The 19,458-nt window shown below is 65.7% G+C and carries 23 protein-coding genes and 1 tRNA gene; 13 read left to right on the plus strand and 11 right to left on the minus strand.

Annotated elements, in window-relative coordinates; translation table 11 throughout:
* Positions 1-87: 87 nt before the first annotated feature.
* Both IWX78_RS07900 and IWX78_RS07905 read left to right on the plus strand, forming a co-directional pair.
* The gene (locus IWX78_RS07900; RefSeq protein ID WP_196832976.1) at positions 88-1,362 is read left to right on the plus strand and encodes a serine hydrolase domain-containing protein; all 1,275 of its coding nucleotides are present in this window, start codon (positions 88-90) and stop codon (positions 1,360-1,362) included.
* 78 nt (positions 1,363-1,440) lie between these two features.
* The gene (locus IWX78_RS07905) at positions 1,441-1,959 is read left to right on the plus strand and encodes a DinB family protein (RefSeq protein WP_196832977.1); all 519 of its coding nucleotides are present in this window, start codon (positions 1,441-1,443) and stop codon (positions 1,957-1,959) included.
* A gap of 9 nt (positions 1,960-1,968) precedes the next feature.
* On the opposite strand, the gene IWX78_RS07910 is transcribed toward IWX78_RS07905, so the two are convergent.
* The 3 genes from IWX78_RS07910 to IWX78_RS07920 all read right to left on the minus strand — a co-directional run bounded on the left by IWX78_RS07910 (position 1,969) and on the right by IWX78_RS07920 (position 4,054).
* The gene (locus IWX78_RS07910) at positions 1,969-2,805 is read right to left on the minus strand and encodes an SDR family NAD(P)-dependent oxidoreductase (protein WP_196832978.1); all 837 of its coding nucleotides are present in this window, start codon (positions 2,803-2,805) and stop codon (positions 1,969-1,971) included.
* Positions 2,806-2,868: 63 nt separating this feature from the next.
* Positions 2,869-3,507, minus strand: a complete 639-nt coding sequence (locus IWX78_RS07915; RefSeq protein WP_196832979.1) for a hypothetical protein — start codon at positions 3,505-3,507, stop codon at positions 2,869-2,871.
* A gap of 40 nt (positions 3,508-3,547) precedes the next feature.
* Positions 3,548-4,054, minus strand: a complete 507-nt coding sequence (locus tag IWX78_RS07920; protein ID WP_196832980.1) for a universal stress protein — start codon at positions 4,052-4,054, stop codon at positions 3,548-3,550.
* A 124-nt stretch (positions 4,055-4,178) separates the two neighbouring features.
* Here IWX78_RS07920 and IWX78_RS07925 point away from each other — a divergent pair, with 124 nt between their 5' ends.
* Positions 4,179-4,823: a DedA family protein gene (locus IWX78_RS07925; RefSeq protein ID WP_196832981.1), complete on the plus strand. Its 645-nt coding sequence runs from the start codon at positions 4,179-4,181 to the stop codon at positions 4,821-4,823.
* A 235-nt stretch (positions 4,824-5,058) separates the two neighbouring features.
* Here IWX78_RS07925 and pstS read toward each other — a convergent pair whose 3' ends face one another.
* Together pstS and IWX78_RS07935 are read right to left on the minus strand one after the other, a co-directional pair.
* Positions 5,059-6,147, minus strand: a complete 1,089-nt coding sequence (gene pstS, locus IWX78_RS07930; RefSeq protein WP_334684632.1) for a phosphate ABC transporter substrate-binding protein PstS — start codon at positions 6,145-6,147, stop codon at positions 5,059-5,061.
* A 130-nt stretch (positions 6,148-6,277) separates the two neighbouring features.
* Positions 6,278-6,628, minus strand: a complete 351-nt coding sequence (locus IWX78_RS07935) for a metalloregulator ArsR/SmtB family transcription factor (protein ID WP_196832982.1) — start codon at positions 6,626-6,628, stop codon at positions 6,278-6,280.
* A gap of 95 nt (positions 6,629-6,723) precedes the next feature.
* Between IWX78_RS07935 and arsB the strand changes: the two genes are divergently transcribed.
* From arsB to IWX78_RS07955, 4 genes are read left to right on the plus strand one after another with little or no spacing between them, the layout of a single operon-like run.
* Positions 6,724-7,833: an ACR3 family arsenite efflux transporter gene (gene arsB / locus IWX78_RS07940; protein WP_196832983.1), complete on the plus strand. Its 1,110-nt coding sequence runs from the start codon at positions 6,724-6,726 to the stop codon at positions 7,831-7,833.
* A 26-nt stretch (positions 7,834-7,859) separates the two neighbouring features.
* Complete coding sequence (locus IWX78_RS07945; protein WP_196832984.1) at positions 7,860-8,270, plus strand: arsenate reductase ArsC; 411 nt, start codon at positions 7,860-7,862, stop codon at positions 8,268-8,270.
* Between the two features lie 16 nt (positions 8,271-8,286).
* The gene (locus IWX78_RS07950; protein ID WP_334684633.1) at positions 8,287-8,946 is read left to right on the plus strand and encodes an arsenate reductase ArsC; all 660 of its coding nucleotides are present in this window, start codon (positions 8,287-8,289) and stop codon (positions 8,944-8,946) included.
* Positions 8,943-10,295: an FAD-dependent oxidoreductase gene (locus tag IWX78_RS07955; protein WP_196832986.1), complete on the plus strand. Its 1,353-nt coding sequence runs from the start codon at positions 8,943-8,945 to the stop codon at positions 10,293-10,295. Before IWX78_RS07950 ends, IWX78_RS07955 begins: the two co-directional genes overlap by 4 nt.
* 7 nt (positions 10,296-10,302) lie before the next feature.
* Here IWX78_RS07955 and IWX78_RS07960 read toward each other — a convergent pair whose 3' ends face one another.
* The 3 genes from IWX78_RS07960 to IWX78_RS07970 all read right to left on the minus strand — a co-directional run bounded on the left by IWX78_RS07960 (position 10,303) and on the right by IWX78_RS07970 (position 11,796).
* Complete coding sequence (locus IWX78_RS07960; RefSeq protein WP_196832987.1) at positions 10,303-11,100, minus strand: cytochrome c oxidase assembly protein; 798 nt, start codon at positions 11,098-11,100, stop codon at positions 10,303-10,305.
* Entirely contained in the window at positions 11,100-11,597 is a 498-nt protein-coding gene (locus IWX78_RS07965; protein WP_196832988.1) for a DUF2243 domain-containing protein, read from the minus strand. The genes IWX78_RS07960 and IWX78_RS07965 overlap by 1 nt, the downstream gene beginning before the upstream one ends.
* Before the next feature lie 128 nt (positions 11,598-11,725).
* Positions 11,726-11,796, minus strand: a tRNA-Gly gene (locus tag IWX78_RS07970).
* 73 nt (positions 11,797-11,869) lie between these two features.
* Here IWX78_RS07970 and dcd point away from each other — a divergent pair.
* Complete coding sequence (gene dcd, locus IWX78_RS07975; protein WP_196832989.1) at positions 11,870-12,475, plus strand: dCTP deaminase; 606 nt, start codon at positions 11,870-11,872, stop codon at positions 12,473-12,475.
* A 15-nt stretch (positions 12,476-12,490) separates the two neighbouring features.
* On the plus strand, positions 12,491-13,012 hold the full coding sequence (locus tag IWX78_RS07980; protein ID WP_196832990.1) for a hypothetical protein: 522 nt from the start codon (positions 12,491-12,493) through the stop codon (positions 13,010-13,012).
* 121 nt (positions 13,013-13,133) lie between these two features.
* Here IWX78_RS07980 and IWX78_RS07985 read toward each other — a convergent pair whose 3' ends face one another.
* From IWX78_RS07985 to IWX78_RS07995, 3 genes are all read right to left on the minus strand, one after another.
* The gene (locus IWX78_RS07985) at positions 13,134-13,931 is read right to left on the minus strand and encodes an isocitrate lyase/PEP mutase family protein (RefSeq protein ID WP_196832991.1); all 798 of its coding nucleotides are present in this window, start codon (positions 13,929-13,931) and stop codon (positions 13,134-13,136) included.
* An 83-nt stretch (positions 13,932-14,014) separates the two neighbouring features.
* Complete coding sequence (locus IWX78_RS07990; protein ID WP_196832992.1) at positions 14,015-14,764, minus strand: SDR family NAD(P)-dependent oxidoreductase; 750 nt, start codon at positions 14,762-14,764, stop codon at positions 14,015-14,017.
* A 26-nt stretch (positions 14,765-14,790) separates the two neighbouring features.
* Positions 14,791-15,654: a fumarylacetoacetate hydrolase family protein gene (locus IWX78_RS07995; RefSeq protein ID WP_196832993.1), complete on the minus strand. Its 864-nt coding sequence runs from the start codon at positions 15,652-15,654 to the stop codon at positions 14,791-14,793.
* Positions 15,655-15,839: 185 nt separating this feature from the next.
* Between IWX78_RS07995 and IWX78_RS08000 the strand changes: the two genes are divergently transcribed.
* The 4 genes from IWX78_RS08000 to IWX78_RS08015 are packed head-to-tail and all read left to right on the plus strand — an operon-like array spanning position 15,840 to position 19,360.
* Positions 15,840-17,120, plus strand: a complete 1,281-nt coding sequence (locus IWX78_RS08000; protein WP_196832994.1) for an L-fuconate dehydratase — start codon at positions 15,840-15,842, stop codon at positions 17,118-17,120.
* Entirely contained in the window at positions 17,117-18,073 is a 957-nt protein-coding gene (locus tag IWX78_RS08005) for an aldo/keto reductase (RefSeq protein WP_196832995.1), read from the plus strand. Before IWX78_RS08000 ends, IWX78_RS08005 begins: the two co-directional genes overlap by 4 nt.
* Positions 18,070-18,912, plus strand: a complete 843-nt coding sequence (locus IWX78_RS08010) for an amidohydrolase family protein (RefSeq protein WP_196832996.1) — start codon at positions 18,070-18,072, stop codon at positions 18,910-18,912. The genes IWX78_RS08005 and IWX78_RS08010 overlap by 4 nt, the downstream gene beginning before the upstream one ends.
* 28 nt (positions 18,913-18,940) lie before the next feature.
* Positions 18,941-19,360 (plus strand): RbsD/FucU family protein, encoded by a 420-nt coding sequence (locus IWX78_RS08015; RefSeq protein WP_196832997.1) that lies wholly within the window; start codon positions 18,941-18,943, stop codon positions 19,358-19,360.
* The last annotated feature ends 98 nt before the right edge of the window (positions 19,361-19,458 follow it).

Raw genomic sequence — 19,458 nt, forward strand, 5'->3', positions numbered from 1 at the left:
CATAACATACCGTCCGTCTGGTGAAGTCACTGCGTGGGGCTCGATTAGACTCCCCCAAGAGCAGGGCCATCAGGGGGATGGGAAGACATGAGCAACACACGAGGCAGGCGCATCGGCGTTCTGGCGACGGCAGTGACCGTCATCCTCGGGCTATCGGCATGCGCGGGAACGACGGCAGCACCGGTCAGCCTTCCTGACCAGCCGACAGCGGAAATGGCATCCGGTTCGACCGAGGTACTCGACGCGGCTCTCGCCGAAGCGATGGCTCTCAGCGCGTCATCCGGGGCGATCGCCGGTGTCTGGGCTCCCTGGTCGGGCAGCTGGGTCAGCGCCGCGGGCACGACAGCCCCCGGTGGCAGCGAGAAGATGACAACTGACATGCGCTTCCGCATCGGCGACAACACCAAGCCGATGACGTGCGACGTGCTCTACGCGCTCGCCGAGGAAGGCACCGTCGCCCTCGACGACGAAGTATCGACGTATCTGCCCTCGATCATCGGCCTCGACGACATCACGCTCGAACAGCTGTGCCACGGCACCTCAGGAATCGGCGACTACAGTGCGACTCTCGGCTCGAGCTTCGCCGTGAACCCGACCAGGCAGTGGTCGCCGGTCGAGCTCATCTCAGACGGTATCGCTCGCCCACGAACCGGCACACCGGGCGAGGCGTATGCCTCATCCGACACCAACTATGTGCTGCTCGGCCTCGCTCTCGAAGAGGCGACGACGACGGAATGGGACGAGCTCTACCAGCGGTACGTCTTCGACCGTCTCAGCATGGAGAACTCGTTCTTCCCTGAGCCGACGACGCTTGCGATCTCCGGTCCATTCGCGCCGGGCTGGGCGATCAACAAGGCAGCGGATGGCACACTCGCCTGCGATGCTCCCTCCGACCTCACCGAGCTCTCCAACTCGCAGGCGTTCACGGCCGGCGGGGTGGTGTCGACCATCGACGACATGCACACCTATGCGCAGTCCTTCGCGACAGCGGCGCTCGTCCCCGACGAGGTCGGAACGGAAGCGTGGAAGACCGTTCCTCTCAGTGCGGATGCCCCCGCCTGGCAGGGATTCGGTCCCGGTGGACTCCAGATGGGCCCGCTTCGCGGTCAGATGGGATCCATTCCTGGGCACATCAGTGCGATGTTCTCCGACCCGACCACCGGTCTGACGGTTGTCGTGATGCTCAACAACTCGACAGCGGGCGCCGGCTTCGCGCGCCTGGTCGCCATGAAGCTCGCTGCGATCGCCGCGAAAGCTCCGCCGGTGGATGGAGAGAAGCTCCCCGCCGTCGGCCTGCCCTGGTCCGAAGAGCAAATGACGGAACAGCTCGCTGCTGCCGCGGTCTGCCAGCCGGCAGCCTGACACGCTGATGGCGGTAATTCATCACTGATCGGCAGTTTTCCGGGGTCGAGGCTTCAGGGTTCCGCCTACTGTTGACTCATGCCGATCACGCCTGACACGAAGAACTGGACGTGGGTCCTCGAGCGCGAATGCCCGGAGTGCGGATTCGATGCGAGCCGCGTCGATCTCGCCGATATTCCTGGCCACCTCCGCGCGAACGTCGATGCATGGCCGGCGGTGCTGCGTCGGCGCGACGTCGCTGAGAGACCCGACGACTCGACGTGGTCGCCGCTGGAGTATTCCGCTCATGTGCGCGACGTCTTCCGTATTTTCACCGAGCGGCTGGAGCTGATGCTCGGAGACGACGACCCCGCATTCGAGAACTGGGACCAGGATGTCACCGCTGTCGCCGACCGCTACGCCGAGCAGGATCCGCGCGTCGTCGAAGCCGACCTCGTTGCAGCGGGCCGCGCTCTCGCCGATGCGTTCGAACGGGTGCCGGTAGAAGCAGCCACCAGGACAGGGCGACGCAGTGACGGCTCGAAGTTCACGGTCGTGACGCTCGGCCAGTATCTGCTCCACGACCCGGTCCACCATCTCTGGGACGTGACGCGCTGAGCATCCGTTCTAGCGTCGCTCGACGGCCGAGCCCACAAGCTCTTCGCTGAGGTCCCAGAGCCGCGACGCCAGCTGGGGGTCGTACGCCTGCGGGTTCGCCTGTGCGATCTGGCGTTTGTCGTAGTACGCGCCGGAGACCCAGTCGACACCAGGCACGGCGGTGGCCAGCCAGACGAGCGTATCCGCGCCCTCTTCCGGGGAGATCAGGAAGATCTTGAAGACACTGCGGTAGATCAGTCGCATCACGCTCGTCGAGCCGGTGGCGAAGCTGGTTGCGACGATACCGGGGTGGAACGCTGCGGCCGAAATGCCGTGTTCCGCATACCTGTTGTGCAGCTCGGCGGTGAAGAGAATGTTCGCCAGTTTTGCGTTGCCGTACGCCCTGTTCTCGGAATAGCCGCGTTCGGCGTTGACGTCATCGATGTCGAACTTCGCGAACCGCGTGTTCGCCACACTCGACGTGTTGATGACGCTCGCCTTGCTCTCGATCAGGCGGTCGAGCAGGAGGTTGGTGAGCAGGAACGGCGCCAGGTGGTTCACCTGGAAGGTCTTTTCGTTGCCGTCGACGGTCGTCTCGCGTCGCCCGAGGATGCCACCGGCGTTGTTCGCGAGCACATCGATGCGCGGGTAGCGCTCCAGCAGCGTCGCGGCGAGTTCGCGCACGTCGTCGAGCCGCGCGAAGTCGGCCAGCAGGTGGTCAGCGCCGATTCCGGCCGCCACTGCCCTGGTCTTTTCGGGGGATCGACCGACGACGACAACCCGATCGCCGCGCGCCGCGAGTTGCCGGGCGGCCACGGCACCGATGCCGTCGCTCGCTCCGGTGATGATCACTGTTCGTTCCGTCATGGTTCTCCTCGGCTGCCCGTCTGCCTGCGAGCCTACGGGCAGATGCTGGGAGGACGCGGGCGCTCAGGCGGTGTCGTCCTTCGCCTGTGCTTCGAGAGCCGGGAGGTCGACCTCGAGTAGCTCGCGCAGTCGGTCCTGCCGGTCGAGGATGTAGTCGGGGTCGTCCGCGAAAGAGACCATGCGCTTCTCCAGGCGAGCCACCACGTTGGCGCCGATGTCTTTCCACGCCGCTGACCGTGCACGTTCGGTGAGGTCGGCGATGAACTCCGGATCGGATCGTGACCCGTCGAGTGACTCGGCGAGGGCCTCGTAAAGGTTCTCGCGTCGGCGCAGCGTGCCGGAGTCGATGAGGTGGTAGTCGTGAGCGTGGTCGGCGATGCCGCCGGACAGGCCGGCCCTGGCTCGGGCCCGGATGATCATCCCGGCGTTCGCGCGCTGCTCGTCGGCAGCTCGGGCGAGCTCCTCGTCGATCATCTCCGCGGTGGCCTCGTCATCGAAGGAGTCGTCCTCGCGGAGGGCGCGCAGGATGAGTCGATTCTTGACCGCCAGCATCACGCCGTGCCGCGCGATGAGCAGCCCCTCGTCGAGCGCCTGCTCGAATGGGGCGAGTGGCTGGGGCTCCGGCCGGTACGGAGGCGGAGACGCGGTCTGCCGGAACAGTCGGGTCAGCCACGACCAGCCGCGACGCAATGGACTCTCCACGTTGTCAGCGTATGCCATCGGTCATTCGCGCGGGCCCGAGTCAGTGTGCTGTCGGTGCGGTACGGTCCGTCGCGATCTGGTCCCTGTTGTGCACGATGAGCACCGGGCAGAGGGCATGCGCCACGCAAGCCGAACTGACCGAGCCGAGGAGAAGCCCGGTGAAGCCGCCGTGTCCGCGGGAGCCGAGCACGAGCATCTCAGCGCCGGCGCTGTGCCTGATCAGTGATCGGGTCGGTGCGCCCTGGAGGATCGTCATGGTGAAGCCGTTCGGCCTGTCGTCACCGAACGCTGCCTGAGCGGTATCCCGAAGCAGCTTCGCCACGCTCTCCTCCGGAGTCCACCCTGTCTCCGACTCGTAGAAGTCGTACATCGAATGGCTCTGCTGCCAGACGGCGACGGATTGGAGCGGGGATCCCAGTGCTTCGGCGAGCCTGCGAGCCTCCCGCAGCGCGTTGACGGAGGACTCCGACCCATCCACTCCCACGATGATCGCGGGAGTTCCAGACGGGGGAGAGTCGCCCGTTCCGGCCCGCTCGGTGTTCGTCATGGTGTCAGTATCCTCTGCGGGATGCGACGGCGGAAGTGGTCCGATTGCCGGTCTCGCCGTCGACCAGACCGATGCCGTGTCCTCGCCGCGATGAACGATGGACCACGCCTTGTAGCGTGGGGGCATGGCATCCAGCGACTCGATCGACGACCTCACCGGAATCGTCGGCTTTGCGGCCGATTTGATCGACGCCATGGGGGAGTGGGGCGTCGGTCTCTTCACTCTGCTGGAAACCGTCTTCCCACCGATCCCCAGTGAAGTGATTCTTCCGCTGGCCGGCTTCATTTCGAGCCAGGGGTCGATGAACATCGTGCTCGTTGTTGCGACCAGCACCCTTGGTGCCTATCTCGGAGGCGCGCTTCTCTACCTGCTCGGGGCGAAAGTCGGACTCGAGCGGGGCATCCGCCTTCTCGCGAAGTTGCCGCTTGTCGACCGCGACGATTTCGAGAAAGCCGCCTCCTGGTTCGATCGGCACGGGAAATCGGCGGTCTTCTTCGGGCGTCTCGTGCCGGGTGTGCGCAGCGTCGTGTCGCTCCCGGCCGGAGCAGGCGGCATGAACTTTGCGCTCTTCAGCGGGCTCACCATCGCAGGGAGCGCCGTGTGGAACGGGATCCTGATCACCCTGGGGTCGCTTCTGGGTGAACAGTACGAGCTCGTCTCGCGCTACTCCAGCTGGCTGAACTACGCGGTGTACCTCGGGTTCGGGAGCTTTCTCGTGTTTCTCGTCGTGCGCCACCTCAAGCGGCGTCGGGCGAAGAGGAGCTCCTGAGCGCGGGCTGGTCCCCTGCATGGGGGACTGCTCTATGCGAGCGAGGGAGCATAGGCTGACGGCCCGGGCAAGGGGCATTGCGCGGGAAGAAAGTTGTGGTCCTCTCGCGCTACTCCGAATGCAGTGCGAGAGGACCGCGCCCGATCGGGGGCACTCCCGGGCACCATCAACCGTAGGGGATCGGCGGCGGCGGTGGCTATCCCTCAGACGGGGACGGCCTCGTCGCCTGAGCGAGCTATCCGATGGTGCGTACGGCGTCGAGCACCCTGTCGGTGAACGATTCCGAGAGCGGTGCCGAACCCGTGGACTCCGCTGCGTCTGACTGGCCCTCGGGGCTGGCCACGTGTTCGAGGAAGGCTTTCACCAGAACCGCCTCCCCCGCATCGGCGTAGGTCTGACACGCGATCACGTAGCTGACGAGAACGAGGGGGTAGACCCCGGCGGCCGTGCTCGCCCGGTCGACCGCGACGACGATGTCGCTTCCGTTCTCCCGCTCGAGCAGCGGAGAGGCATCCACGATCGCGGCTGCTGCCTCTGGCGAGTAGTCCACGAAGGACCCGCCGACTTTCAGGGAGGCGACGGATTTACCCTCGGCCCGGGATGCGTCGACGTATCCGATCGTGTTCGATCCGGTCCCGACGGCGTTGACGACCCCCGAGTTGCCCTGGGCGCCCTCACCGGAATAGGGGAAGGTGTTGCTCGGCTCATCGGGCCATTCGGCCGGAGCGGCCTGGTGAAGGTAGTCGGTGAAGTTCTCCGTTGTGCCGGAGTCGTCGGAGCGGTACACGGCCACGACGCGCTCGTCCGGGAGCTCGGCGTCGGGGTTGAGAGCGACCAGGGCCGGGTCGTTCCATCGCTCGATCGAGCCGTTGAAGATGCCGGCCACGGCTGCCGCGTCGAGTTGGAGCCTCTCGACACCGTCGACGTTGAAGATGAGCACGAGTGGTGAGACGTACACCGGAAGGTTGATCGCCTCGGAGCCCGCAGCGCATCGCGGTGACCCACTCTGAGCTTCCTCGTCCGAAAGTGCGGCGTCGGATGCTGCATAGCTGAATGCTCCGGCGAGGAACTGGACCTTGCCCGCCCCGGATCCCGCGGGGTCGTACTCGATGGTGACCCGGGAATTGTTGCGTTGGATATGAGAAATCCAGGTGTCCTGTGCGACGGCCTGGGCGGTGGAACCTCCGCCGCTGAGAGTGCCAACAAGATTGCTCTCCTTGTCGCCCTGCTCATTGGCCGCACACGCGCTCAGGAGCGAGATGCCGACGATCATCGCCAGGACGCGAGCGCAGCGCCGCACCGTCGTCGATTCGTACTTTTCCACGATGGACTCCTCGACGGTGGGCTGCAGGGCTGCAGGGAAGGCGCACACCAGTCTAAAACAGCCGGTCTGCGTCGAAGCTGCACGCGAGCGGTAGCCGCACAGTTGTCGTGAAACCTCGGCCCGGCGTGTCTTACAGGCCGGAGAGAAGGGCGGACACCGACTCGAGAGCTCGCGGAGCGAGGCTGTAGTACGCCCAGGTTCCTCGCTTGTCTCGGTTGAGGTAGCCGGCGTCGACCAGGACCTTGAGATGGTGTGAGACGGTGGGCTGGCTCAGTCCGAGCGGCTCGGTGAGGTCGCAGACGCACGCTTCGGCGTCTTCGTGCGAAGCGACGATCGACAGGAGTCGAAGTCGCGCTGGGTCGGCCAGCGCTTTGAGCGACCGGGACAGCTTTTCAGCGCTATTCGCGTCCATGGGTTCACGGGTGATCGGGCTGCAGCAGTCGGAGATGTCGGTGATCGACAGGGTTGTGGTGAGGGTCATCTGGCCGGCTCCGCATCTATATTGACAAGCGTCGATGTATTCATCAGACTGTACATCGACAGAGATCAATCTATCACCGATACCCGCGGAGCTGAATGTCTTCACTCGCCCCCGAGACCACGAAGCCGGTGCGCCTCGGCGCGACTGACCGGCTTCTGCCCGTCTGGATTCTTGCCGCTATGGCGCTCGGTCTGGCTCTGGCCGTCTTCGTCCCAGCATTCGGCGAGGCATTGCACAGCTTCTCGATCGGCTCGGTCAGCGTTCCGATTGCCATCGGGCTGCTGGTGATGATGTACCCGGTTCTCGCGAAGGTGCGGTATTCGGATGCGCGAGCTGTCGCCGGCGACCGCAAGCTTCTGATCTCGTCGCTGGTGATGAACTGGCTTCTCGGGCCGGCCCTCATGTTCGCGCTGGCGTGGGCTTTTCTACCCGACCTGCCGGAGTATCGGACCGGTCTCATCATCGTCGGCCTTGCCCGCTGTATTGCGATGGTGCTCATCTGGAACGACCTCGCCTGTGGTGACCGTGAGGCCGAAGCGTTCCTCGTCGCCGTCAACTCGGTCTTCCAGGTCATCGCGTTCTCCGCGCTCGGCTGGTTCTACCTCCAGATCCTCCCCACATGGCTGGGGCTGCCGACGACGAGCGCCTCGTTCTCGATCTGGGCAATCACGCTGAGCGTCCTGGTGTTCCTCGGCATTCCCTTGCTTGCCGGGTACCTCTCCCGGCGGATCGGTGAGAGGGCCCGTGGGCGCGCGTGGTACGAGGGAAGCTTCCTGCCGAAGGTGGGCCCATTCGCCCTCTATGGCCTGCTGTTCACGATCGTGATGCTGTTCGCGCTTCAGGGCCAGCACGTGATCGACCGACCGCTCGACGTCGTGCGGATCGCTGTTCCCCTCCTGCTGTACTTCGCGGTCACCTTTCTCATCGGCTTCATTGTCGGCAAGCTGATCGGGTTGCCCTACGAGCGCACGACGACGCTGGCGTTCACAGCGGCGGGTAACAACTTCGAGCTCGCGATCGCGGTGGCGATCGGAACATTCGGAGCGACCAGTGGCCAGGCGCTCGCCGGAATCGTCGGCCCGTTGATCGAAGTTCCCGTCCTCGTCGCGCTGGTCTACGTCGCTCTGTGGCTCCGCCCGCGCATGTTCCCTGACGTTTCCCCCGCCAGCGTAGAATCCGAGCTCCCGGTCGCGGACCGGGTCTGAAACCCACTCGAAAGAAAGAGAATCCGATGAGCGAAAAACCCTCTGTCCTGTTCGTGTGCGTGCACAATGCCGGTCGTTCCCAGATGGCTGCCGGCTACATGACCGCCCTGTCCGGCGGTCAGGTGGAGGTGCTGTCTGCCGGCTCGGAGCCGAAAGACCAGATCAACCCGATCGCTGTCCAGGCAATGGCCGAAGAGGGCATCGACATTGCCAACAACACCCCGAAGATCCTCACCACTGAAGCGGTCAAGGACTCGGATGTCGTGATCACCATGGGCTGCGGTGACACCTGCCCGATCTTCCCCGGCAAGCGATACGAGGACTGGGAGCTCGAAGACCCTGCTGGGCAGGGCATCGAATCGGTTCGCCCCATTCGCGACGACATCAGGGCGCGCATCGAGCAGTTGTTGTCCGAGATCCTCCCCACGAAGGCGTAGGCGGATCATGGTCGAGGTGAGCACCCGTCGCGGACTACCGGGACTGTCCAATCCCGAGGAGCACCTGCGACGGCTGGCCGCAGACCTCTCCGACAAGTTCGCCGGAATCTTCAACCAGGAAACTGTGGAGCGATACGTCCTCGAGTCCTATACCGGTCTTCTCCGCACGGCGACCGTCACAGCGCACCTGGCGACGAACACGGTGCATTTCGCCACCGACCGGCTGACCGCACTCGCCCAGGCCAAGGGTGCCCTTGACCACTCCGTCCCCGAAGTGCTTTTCGTGTGCGAGCAGAACGCCGGCCGCAGTCAGATGGCGGCTGTGCTCACTCAGGCCCTCAGTGGAGGTGCCGTCCACGTGCGGTCGGCAGGTTCGGCTCCCGCCCGCGAGCTCAGCAGCACGGTCGTCGAAGCGATGGCGGAGATCGGTCTGAACCTCGACGAGGCATTCCCGAAACCCCTCACCGACGACGTGGTGCAAGCCGCAGACGTGGTCATCACCATGGGCTGCGGCGACGCCTGCCCCATCTACCCGGGCAAGCGCTACCAGGACTGGGAACTCGTCGATCCGGCCGGCCAGCCCATCGAGGTGGTGCGCGAGATCCGCGATCAGATTGCATCGCACGTCGAAGGCATGTTGTCTGGCCTCGGCGTTACCCCGAAGGCACGAACATGACCATCGCAGAACTGCCGACACTGTCTGCTCCGTCGACCCGCAAACTCGACGGTCTCCCTGTGGCCATCATCGGTGCCGGCCCGGTCGGTCTCGCGGCGGCGGCGCAGCTCCTCGAGCGTGGTGTCGAGGTCGTCGTCTTCGAAGCGGGAACATCCGCGGGAGCATCCGTCGCTGCCTGGGGTCACACCCGGCTCTTCTCGCCCTGGGAGTACCTCGTCGACGAAGCGGCCGGCCGGCTGCTCGACAAGACCGACTGGCATGCGCCCGCTGCGAAGAAATTGCCGTTCGGTCGCGACCTTGTCGCTGACTACCTGCTGCCGCTCGCTGCGACTCCGGAGCTGGCTCCACGCATCCGTTACTCGAGCACCGTCACGGCTGTGAGCCGCCAAGGCATGGATCGCACCCGGTCCACCGGTCGCAGCACGACTCCCTTCCTCCTCCGGGTGCAGAGCGGTGGCGCGACCACGGAACAGTTTGCTCGTGCCGTGATCGACGCGTCTGGCACATACAGCACTCCCAACGGGCTCACGGCCAGTGGACTCGATCCGCTGGATCCGGAGCGCATCCGCGACAACGTCACGCATGCGCTTCCTGACGTCCTCGGCTCTGATCGCGCGCGCTTCGCGGGCAAACACACCCTCGTTGTCGGTGCAGGCCATTCCGCCGCCAATACGTTGCTGAAGCTCGCGGTTCTTGCACGCGAGGACGACAGCACCACCATCACCTGGGCCATCCGGGGTGCGAGCCCCGTGCGGGCATACGGGTCGACGAACGATGAGCTCGAGGCACGCGGCCAGTTGGGCGATTCCGTCCACGATCTCGTGCGGAGTGGCCAGGTGGCTCTGGTCGACGGGTTCGAGATCGACGACCTTCGGCCGACGACCGACGGCCGGGTCGAGGTATCGGGACGACGTCGTAGTGAGAATTCGACGATCGAAGCCGACCAGGTCGTCAACGCCACCGGCTTTCGGCCGAACCTGGGCATGCTTCGCGAGATCCGGTTGTCGCTCGACGAGATCGTCGAAGCGCCGCGCGCCCTCGCGCCGCTGATCGACCCGAACCTGCACAGCTGCGGAACCGTCTATCCGCATGGAGTCACCGAACTCGCGCACCCGGAACCGAACTTCTACATCGCGGGGATGAAGAGCTACGGTCGAGCGCCGACGTTCCTTCTGCTCACCGGGTATGAGCAGGTTCGGTCAATCGCTGATGAGCTTTCGGGGAACCATGGTGCGGCTCGGCAGGTCCAGCTCGTGCTGCCCGAGACCGGTGTCTGCTCCACTGCGTCGCCGACGGATAGTAGCGGCGTCGACACCGGGGCGGTCGGGTCTTCCTGCTGCGGTAGTTGACCGACAGTCACGCGGCGTCGGCGACTGGTTTCGTGGCGGATGCCCGGCGAAGCATCCGCCCGCCGTGGCGATACCACTGCGCGCACAGGGTCACGATGATGATCGCGTCGACGATATCGCCCGCGTAGAACATCAGCATCGCGCCTGACCGCGCTTCGATCACGTCGACGCCGAGCGGGGCACGTGCATAGATCGACTTCGCCAGGATGCCGTGGGCCGTAAGCGCGAGCAGAAGGACCACGGCGCGCGTGAGGTAGCCGGCTCGATGCGGAGCCGGGTCGACGGGGATGATCGCCGCCGTGAACAGGTAACCGGCGATCAGGAAGTGGGACATCACGACGAGGTGGAGCAGCATGTTCTGCTGCATCGCCTCGAACAGCGGCGTCGAATAGAGAACCCAGAGGCCACCGACGTTGAGAACGGCTGCGGGGACCGGAGCGGTGAGGACCCGGGCCGGCCAGCTCGACAGCATCCGGGAGAGGCGGCGCGCCGTGTCGACATGCAATGACCGAAGCGCGAGTGTGACCGGTGCCCCAGCGAGCAGCAGAAGCGGCGCGACCATGCCGACCATCAGGTGCGCCCACATGTGCAGGACAAAGCCGGCATGAGCATCCGTCCCGAGCGGTCCGACGAACCCTGCAGCCGCAACCACGACGCCGGCGGTCCACGCCGCCGAGCGAAACCACGGCCACCGTCGACCGCGTTGCCGCTGGAGCATGACGCCGACGGCGTATGCCACCAGAGCCAGCGCAAACGGGAGGGCCAGAACAAGGTCGAGTCCGGCAGCGGGAGCGTGGTCGTGCATCAGCGCGCCGGGATGCTGCTCCGTCGGGTCAGGATCGTGAGAGCGATCCCGGCTGCCACGAGCGCGAGCGCGAGAAGGTTCCAGGTCAGGTCGTACGGCAGCAGATCCGGCACGTACCTGATCTCGTGGATACCCAGCACCTTGTGGTGAATCGTGCCGTCGTACAGCTGGAACGTTCCGGCACCGAGCAGAACCCCGCCCCACCACCGCCGCTGCCAGAAGGCGCGTCGTCTGCGCAGGTCGGCAAGCAGGAACAGCCCGCCGATCGTGGCGAACCAGCTCAGTGCGTGGAAGAAGCCGTCAGAGACGAGTCCGACGTCGGGCGTCGACAGGTCATAGAAATGGTGCCAGTGCAGTATCTGGTGAAAGACGGTCTCGTCGATGAACGCGACGACGCCGATACCGAACAGGATGCCTGACCAGAGGTTTCGTCGAGACATGTCGGCGCGGGCGGCATAGTCCACGCGTTCGGCGATCACGGTCGTCGTGGCATCCATGTGCGCCTTCTCTCGTTGTGGGGAACGCCTGTGCCTATTCAACGGTTCGAGAAGCCTCCGCGCATCACCCTTGACAGGCAACCTGGCAGGGAGCTTTCCGCTGACACGGCGGAGAGCTGGCCTGAGAGAGCGGATGACGGGAATCGAACCCGCGCTATCAGCTTGGGAAGCTGAAGTTCTGCCATTGAACTACATCCGCGTGACGTATCAGGACCAGAGATCCCGAACGGCTTTCGTAATCGTATCAAGGCCCGTCCCGATAAACTGACGACGTGCTTCTCTCCGATCGCGATATCAAAGCTGAGCTGGCATCCGGGCGCATCGGTCTCGAACCGTCGCACACCGAGATGGTCCAGCCATCGAGCGTCGACGTGCGCCTGGACCGGTACTTCCGACTATTCGACAATCACAAATACCCCTACATCGACCCCGCCGAAGACCAGCCGGAGCTCACCCACCTGATCGAAACCCGCCCGGATGAGGCCTTCATCCTGCACCCGGGCGAGTTCGTTCTCGGCTCGACCTACGAGCAGATCACCCTGCCGGACGACATCGCCGCCCGCCTCGAAGGCAAGAGTTCCCTCGGCCGCCTCGGACTGCTCACGCACTCGACTGCAGGTTTCATCGACCCAGGCTTCAGCGGTCACGTCACACTCGAGCTCAGCAACGTCGCCACCCTCCCGATCAAACTCTGGCCGGGCATGAAAATCGGTCAGCTCTGCTTCTTCCAGCTGAGCTCAGCGGCCGAGAAGCCCTACGGGTCAGCGGAATACAGTTCGCGCTACCAGGGGCAACGCGGCCCGACGGCATCCCGTTCGTTCCAGAACTTCCACCGCACCGACGTCGGTGTTCTCGACGTCGGCAGTCCAGGAAGCTAGAAGAAAGGCTCCGCCATGAGCGACCCCGCCGACCTCTCATTCGCCGACGCACTCATCTCGGATGCCGCCACAACGCAATACCCCACCCGCATGTCGCGGTTCGGTCGCATGGTCGGCCGCTGGGCAGTCCACTCGAAGCGCCTCGACGAGGCCACCGGGCACTGGCACGAGTCCGATTTCATCTGGGTGATGTCGTACATCCTCGACGGCAAGGCGGTGCAGGACGTCGCGTTGCATCCCCGTGACGACGGCGGGCACGACGCGATCAGCACCGGGGTTCGGGTCTACGACCGTGACATGGGCGCCTGGCGGGTCAGCTACTTCGAACCGCAGCGCGGGGAGTACGCGCATCTCGTCGCGACCGCGCACAAACGTGACGGCATCCGTCAGGACGGAACCCGCAACGACGGGTTGCTGATCCGCTGGAACTTCTCGAAGATCACTGACACCTCGTACATCTGGGAGAGTTTCGTCTCCGAAGACGAAGGAGCCACCTGGGTGCTCAACGAACACAACGAGGGCAGGCGCATCAGCTAGACCCGATGCCCGGAACTCGCGAAGGCACCCGTTGCGGTCGAAAGCTTCCGGTGTGCCGGATGCCGTCGACCGGAACGGATGCCCTCTGCGGGTCAGACCGCAGCCGAACGGATGCCGCCTGCTACAGGTCGAACGCGAACGACAGGTCGTCGGGGTAGTCGCCCCGCGCGGTGAGCGTCGTCGCTGCACGCTGCAGCGCGGCAAGCGCGAGACCCAGTGTCTGCGGGCCGAAACTCACGCGCGAGACGCCGAGTTCGGCGAGCCGCTGCAGCGAAACGCCGCCAGCGGCGCCGATGGTCGAGATGCGGCCGTTCACCTCGTCGAGCGCACGCTTCACTAGGTCCTCGTTGCGCAGCCCGAGGAAGAAGATCACGTCGGCCCCGGCCTCGAGGTAGGCGTTGGCGCGGGTGACGGCTTCGCCCCATTCGCCCCCTCCAGCGAGCGTGTCGACCCGTGCATTGATGACGAGCGGGATGCCGGTGGCGTCGCCGGCTGCCCGGGCGGCGGCCACCCGCGCGGCCGAGTCCTCGATGCTCCGTTGCGGACCGGTCGCCGATTCGAGCGAGTCCTCGAGGTTGATGCCGACGGCACCGGACTCGTCGATCAGGCGACGCACGTTCGCGCCGACGCCGGTGGCATCCGCTGCGTAGCCCTTCTCGAAGTCGATCGAGACGGGCAGGTCGGTGGCACCGACGATGATGCGCGCGGCGCGGATTGCGTCCTCTACTGAGAGGCCCTCGTTGTCAGGCACACCGCTGGCGAAGGACACCGAGTGCGATGCGCTGGCCAGGGCGGTCACTCCGGGGGCCTCAGAAACGAGCTTCGCACTGATCGCGTCCCAGACGTTGGTCACGATGAGGGGATCGCCAGGAGTGTGGAGGCGGTTGAGGAGTTCAGCCTTCTGCAGTTGTGATGTCATCACCCCAGTCTGCTGAAGCAGGAGCCGGTGATGCCATCCCGTCCGCCCAGCGCGTAACGCAGGCAGACGGGACGACACATGCGCTATTCGGGACGGAGCCGGAGCTCCTGCATTCCGCCGTCGACGGCGATCGCCGTGCCGGTGGTCGAGCCGGAACGCGGGCTGGCCAGGTAGGCGACGGCGTCGGCGACCTCGGTGGCCGAAACGAGTCGACCGTGCGGCTGGCGGGCATTGAGCGCCGCACGCTCGGCCTCGGGATCCGCCGCGCTGGAGAGCAGGCGCGCGACCCACGGAGTATCTGCCGTGCCAGGGTTGACCGCGTTCACCCGGATCCCCTGGCGCAGATGATCGGCAGCCATCGCGCGGGTGAGCGACAGGACGGCACCCTTCGACGCGCTGTACAACGCGCGAGCGGGGAGGCCGGCTGTCGCCGCGATCGACGACGTGTTGACGACCGCAGCAGACGGCGACGCCAGCAGCCACGGCAGGGCTGCGGTCGTCACCCGTGCGATGCCGGTGACGTTGATGCTGAACACGCGGGCCCACTCGGCATCGTCGTTGTCTGCGATGGTTCCCTGGGCGCCGATACCGGCGTTGTTGATGACGATGTCGATGCGGCCGAACTTCTCCGCGACGGCAGCAATTGCCGCGTCGACGGATGCCCGGTCGGCCACGTCCGCCTCCACGGCGAAGTGCGCCGGATCGGCATCGGTCGGGTTGAGGTCGAGGACCGCGACCTGCGCGCCGCCCTCGGTCAGTCGGGCGGCGACCGCGGCGCCGATGCCTGACGCGCCGCCGGTGACGACGGCGACGAGGTTGTCGAACTCTGGCATGGGATTACTCCTTCGTATGGGTTCGATCAGGCACGATCTGAGGGATGTGCGGTGAAGGCCTGGCGCTGGCGCCCGAGGCCCTCGATTGCGATCTCGACGACGTCGCCATCGGTGAGGTAGGGGAACCGGCCGGACAGTGCAACGCCCTCAGGGGTGCCGGTCAGAACGAGGTCTCCCGGTTCGAGGGTGAGGTACTGGCTGAGATGCCAGATGATGTGCTCGACGCCGAAGACGAGGTCGGCCGTCGTCGAGTCCTGTCTGAGCTCGCCGTTCACGTAGCTCGTCAGGCGCAGGTTGCCGTGTTCGACCTCATCAGGCGTGACGAGCCAGGGGCCGGTCGGGTTGAAGCCGGGCGCGCACTTGCCCTTCGACCACTGCCCGCCCGAGATCTCGAGTTGGAAGGTGCGTTCCGAGACGTCGTTTGCTGTGACGAAGCCCGCGATGTGGTCGGCGGATTCCGCGGGGGAGTCCAGGTACGACGCTCGTTTGCCGATCACGACGCCGAGCTCGACCTCCCAGTCTGTCTTCGTGCTGCCGCGGGGGATCTCGACCGTGTCATCCGGTCCGACAACGGTGTTCGGCGTCTTCAGAAACATGATCGGGATCTCGGGCGGAGCGGAACCGGACTCGGCAGCGTGTGCCGCGTAGTTCATGCCGATGCAGATAACGGCGCTCGGGCGTGCGATCGGTGCACCGATGCGCTTGCCCTCCGCTGCCTCGAGAGCAGGAAGAGTGCCGGCGGCGACGGCGACGCGCACCCGTTCGACCCCGTCTGACGAGAGGAAGTCCCCATCGATCTCACGGGTGATCGACGAGATGTCGAGGTACGTGTCGTCGTGCAGAACGACGGGGGTCTCGGAGCCGATCGGGCCCAGTCGAGCGAATTTCATGCGGCAACTCTCTGTGTCGGTTGAGGAAACGCGTTCACGACCGACGAAGAGTTCCGGCGGTGGAACGTCTGAACTATTCTGCCGTGTTCCAGCCTCAGGTGCCGGTGTCAACGACGGAGTGTGCGTGATTGACATTCTATACATCGGATGTTTAGGGTGAGGAAGTCCGATAGGAGAGACATTCCGTGAGCATCATCACCGCGCTGGAAACCAGCGACATCCGCTTCCCGACATCGACGTCGCTTGATGGTTCGGATGCGATGAACCTCGACCCCGACTACTCCGCCGCCTACGTGCGCATCCTCACCGACGCCGGTGACGGGCACGAGGGGCACGGCTTCGTCTTCACCATCGGCCGCGGCAACGACGTGCAGGTCGCCGCGATTCAGGCGCTTGCCGATCACGTCGTCGGCCGAAATGCAGAAGACCTGCTCGCCCACATGGGCGCCACCTGGCGGGAATTCGTGTGGGACTCGCAGCTCCGCTGGCTCGGCCCGGAGAAAGGCGTCATGCACATGGCGATCGGAGCGGTGGTGAACGCTCTCTGGGATCTCAAGGCCAAGCGCGCCGGCCTCCCACTCTGGCAACTGCTTGCCCGGATGAGCCCCGAGGAGATCGTCGAGCTCGTCGACTTCCGCTACCTCACCGATGCGCTCACCCCCGACGACGCTCTCGACGTGCTTCGTGCCGCCGTGCCCGGTCGCGCCGCCCGTGAAGCCGAACTTCTCGCCGGCGGTTACCCCGCGTACACGACCACCCCCGGCTGGCTCGGCTACAGCGACGAGAAGCTCGTGCGCCTGGCGAAGGAAGCAGTGGCCGAAGGTTTCAGCATGATCAAGCTCAAGGTCGGTGGTGACGTCGACGAGGACATCCGACGGATGCGCCTGGCTCGTGAGGCGGTCGGCCCGGACATCCGGATCGGGACGGACGCGAACCAGCGCTGGGGAGTCGACGAGGCGATCGAGTGGATGTCGCGCCTCGCCGAATTCGACGTCGCCTGGATCGAGGAGCCGACGAGCCCGGACGATCTCCTCGCCCACGCCGCCATCGCGCGGGGCGTCGCACCCATCCCTGTCGCGACCGGTGAACACATGTCGAACCGGATCATGTTCAAACAGTTCCTCCAGGCCGATGCGCTGCAGATCCTCCAGATCGACGCTTCCCGGGTCGCCGGAGTCAACGAGAACATCGCCATCCTCCTGCTTGCTGCGAAGTTCGGCGTGCCGGTCTGCCCGCACGCTGGCGGGGTCGGGCTCTGCGAGGCGGTGCAGCACCTGTCGATGTTCGACGTCATCGCCGTCTCCGGAACCAACGACGGCCGGGTGATCGAGTTCGTCGATCACCTGCACGAACACTTCGTCACACCGGTCGAGCTGAAGGGCGGGGCGTACCTGGCACCGACCGCGCCGGGCAACGGCATGGAGATGCACGCGGCCAGCAGGGCCGAGTACGCTTTCGGCAAATGAGCGAACTGCACCTTCCGAAGCTCGGCTACGGGGCTGCCAACGTCGGCAACCTGTTCCGTGCGCTCAGCGACGACGCCGCGTGGGAGATCCTGCAGGCGGCGTGGGATGCCGGCATCCGGTACTTCGACACCGCCCCGCACTACGGACTCGGCCTGTCTGAGCGGCGCCTCGGCGCTTTCCTCGCGACGAAGCCGCGTGACCAGTACCTCGTGTCGACAAAGGTCGGGCGGCTGCTCGAACCTCACCCCGAGGGCGCGGCAGAGCTCGACTCGGCGAACGACTTCGCTGTTCCCGCCGACCATCGTCGGGTGTGGGATTTCTCCGCTGACGGCATCCGCTCGAGCGTCGAGGACTCGCTGGAGCGCACCGGACTCGACCGGTTCGACATCCTCTACCTGCACGACCCCGAGCGACACGACCTGCGGGCAGGACTCGACGTCGCCGTCCCCGCGCTCGCGCACTTCCGCGACCAGGGGATGACGCGCGCGATCGGCGTCGGCTCGATGGACACGGCAGCGCTGCTCGCCTCGGCGAACACCGGCGCTCTCGACCTGCTCATGGTCGCCGGCCGGTTCACGCTCGCCGAGCAGCCGGCCCTGGCCGAGGTCATTCCCTCCTGCAGGGAGCACAGCGTCGGAATCGTGAACGCCTCGGTCTTCAACTCGGGCCTGCTCGCCACCGACAACCCGGGTGCAGACGCTCGCTACGAATACGGCGGTGTGCCCGCCGACGTGCTCGATCGCGTCAGGTCGATCGCCGGAGTCTGCCGTGAGTTCGGCGTTTCGCTGCCTGCCGCTGCCCTGCAGTACACGCTCCGCGAGGAGACGGTGCACTCGGTCGTGGTCGGCGGCAGCACACCGGAGCAACTCGAGCAGAATGCCGAGCGAATGGTCGAACCGATCCCAGACGCACTCTGGACGACGCTTGCCGAGAAGGGGCTCATCCCGGCATGAACGCTCCCCGGCGCATCGACGCGCACCTGCACCTCTGGGACCTGACCGTCTCGGAATACGGCTGGCTCGGCCCGCAATTCGGCTCCCTCTACGCGAGCTGGACGCCCGAGCAGGCCGAACCCGAGCTCCGCCGCGCCGGCATGGACGGTGCCGTTCTCGTGCAGGCCGAGGATTCCCGGGTCGACACGCAGTTCATGCTCGACGTCGCAGACGCGCACGAGTGGGTGCTCGGTGTCGTCGGCTGGGTTCAACTGGATGACACGGATGCCGCCGGCCGCGATCTCGACCTGTGGTCGCAGCATCCGAGATTCTCCGGCATCCGTCACCTGCTCAATGACGATCCCCGCGACGATTTCCTCGACCTCCCGGTGGTGCGGGCGTCGCTCGCCGAGGTCGCGAGACGCGGACTGACGTTCGACGTGCACGACGCCTGGCCTCGACACCTCGACAGGGCTACCCGCCTCGCGACTGACCTGCCCGAACTCACGCTCGTGCTCGACCACCTCGCCAAACCCCCTCGGGGCCGCGACGACGTCGAGTTCTGGCGGAACAGCATGACGGCGTTCGCCGCCCTCCCCAACACGGTCGGCAAGCTGTCGTCCCTGCGTCGGCCCGACGCCCCCTTCACCGTCGACGCCCTGCGTGACGTGTTCGACTCAGCGCTCGCCGCCTTCGGAGCTGACCGGCTGATGCACGGCGGCGACTGGCCGATGACCGTTCCTGACGGTGGTTACCAGCCGACCTGGGATGTCATGTCCGCCCTGATCGGCGAGCTCAGCCCGACCGAGCAGGACGCGATCCTCGGCGGCACAGCCGCCCGGGTGTACGGCATCCACTGACCACGAACACCAGCGAAAGGAACCACGCATGCTGACAGGCATCAACCCCCTCCTGACCGGCGAGCTGCTGATGCACCTCGATGAGATGGGGCACTCGGACACCGTGATCATCGTCGACGCCCACTTTCCGGCATCCCGCCTCGCCGAACGGCTGATCACGCTGCCTGGCACGACCTCGCCCGCAGTGCTCGAAGCCGTTCGAAGCGTGCTGCCGCTCGACGACAGCCCTGCAGTCGACCTGATGACCTCGGCTGACGGCACGGTCCTCGACGTGCAGAAGGAACTGCTGACAGCGGCGGGTATCGGCGAAGCCGACGTGCGATTCGTCGACCGTTTCGACTTTTACGACGACGCTGAGGACGCGTACGTGATCATCCGAACCGGCGAAACACGCAAGTACGGCTGCGTGATCGTGCGCAAAGGCCTCGTGGGGCATGAATCCGCCTGATTGCAAGGGGATTGCGCCCCCGAACGTGGCACCCGCGATACTGGTACACGGATAAGGGTCGCGAAGCGCCAGACGGGCGCTGACCGTCCTCGGAGAGA

It is taken from the genome of Mycetocola sp. CAN_C7 (assembly GCF_015752285.1).
In the GTDB taxonomy this organism is placed as follows: Bacteria; Actinomycetota; Actinomycetes; order Actinomycetales; family Microbacteriaceae; genus Mycetocola_A.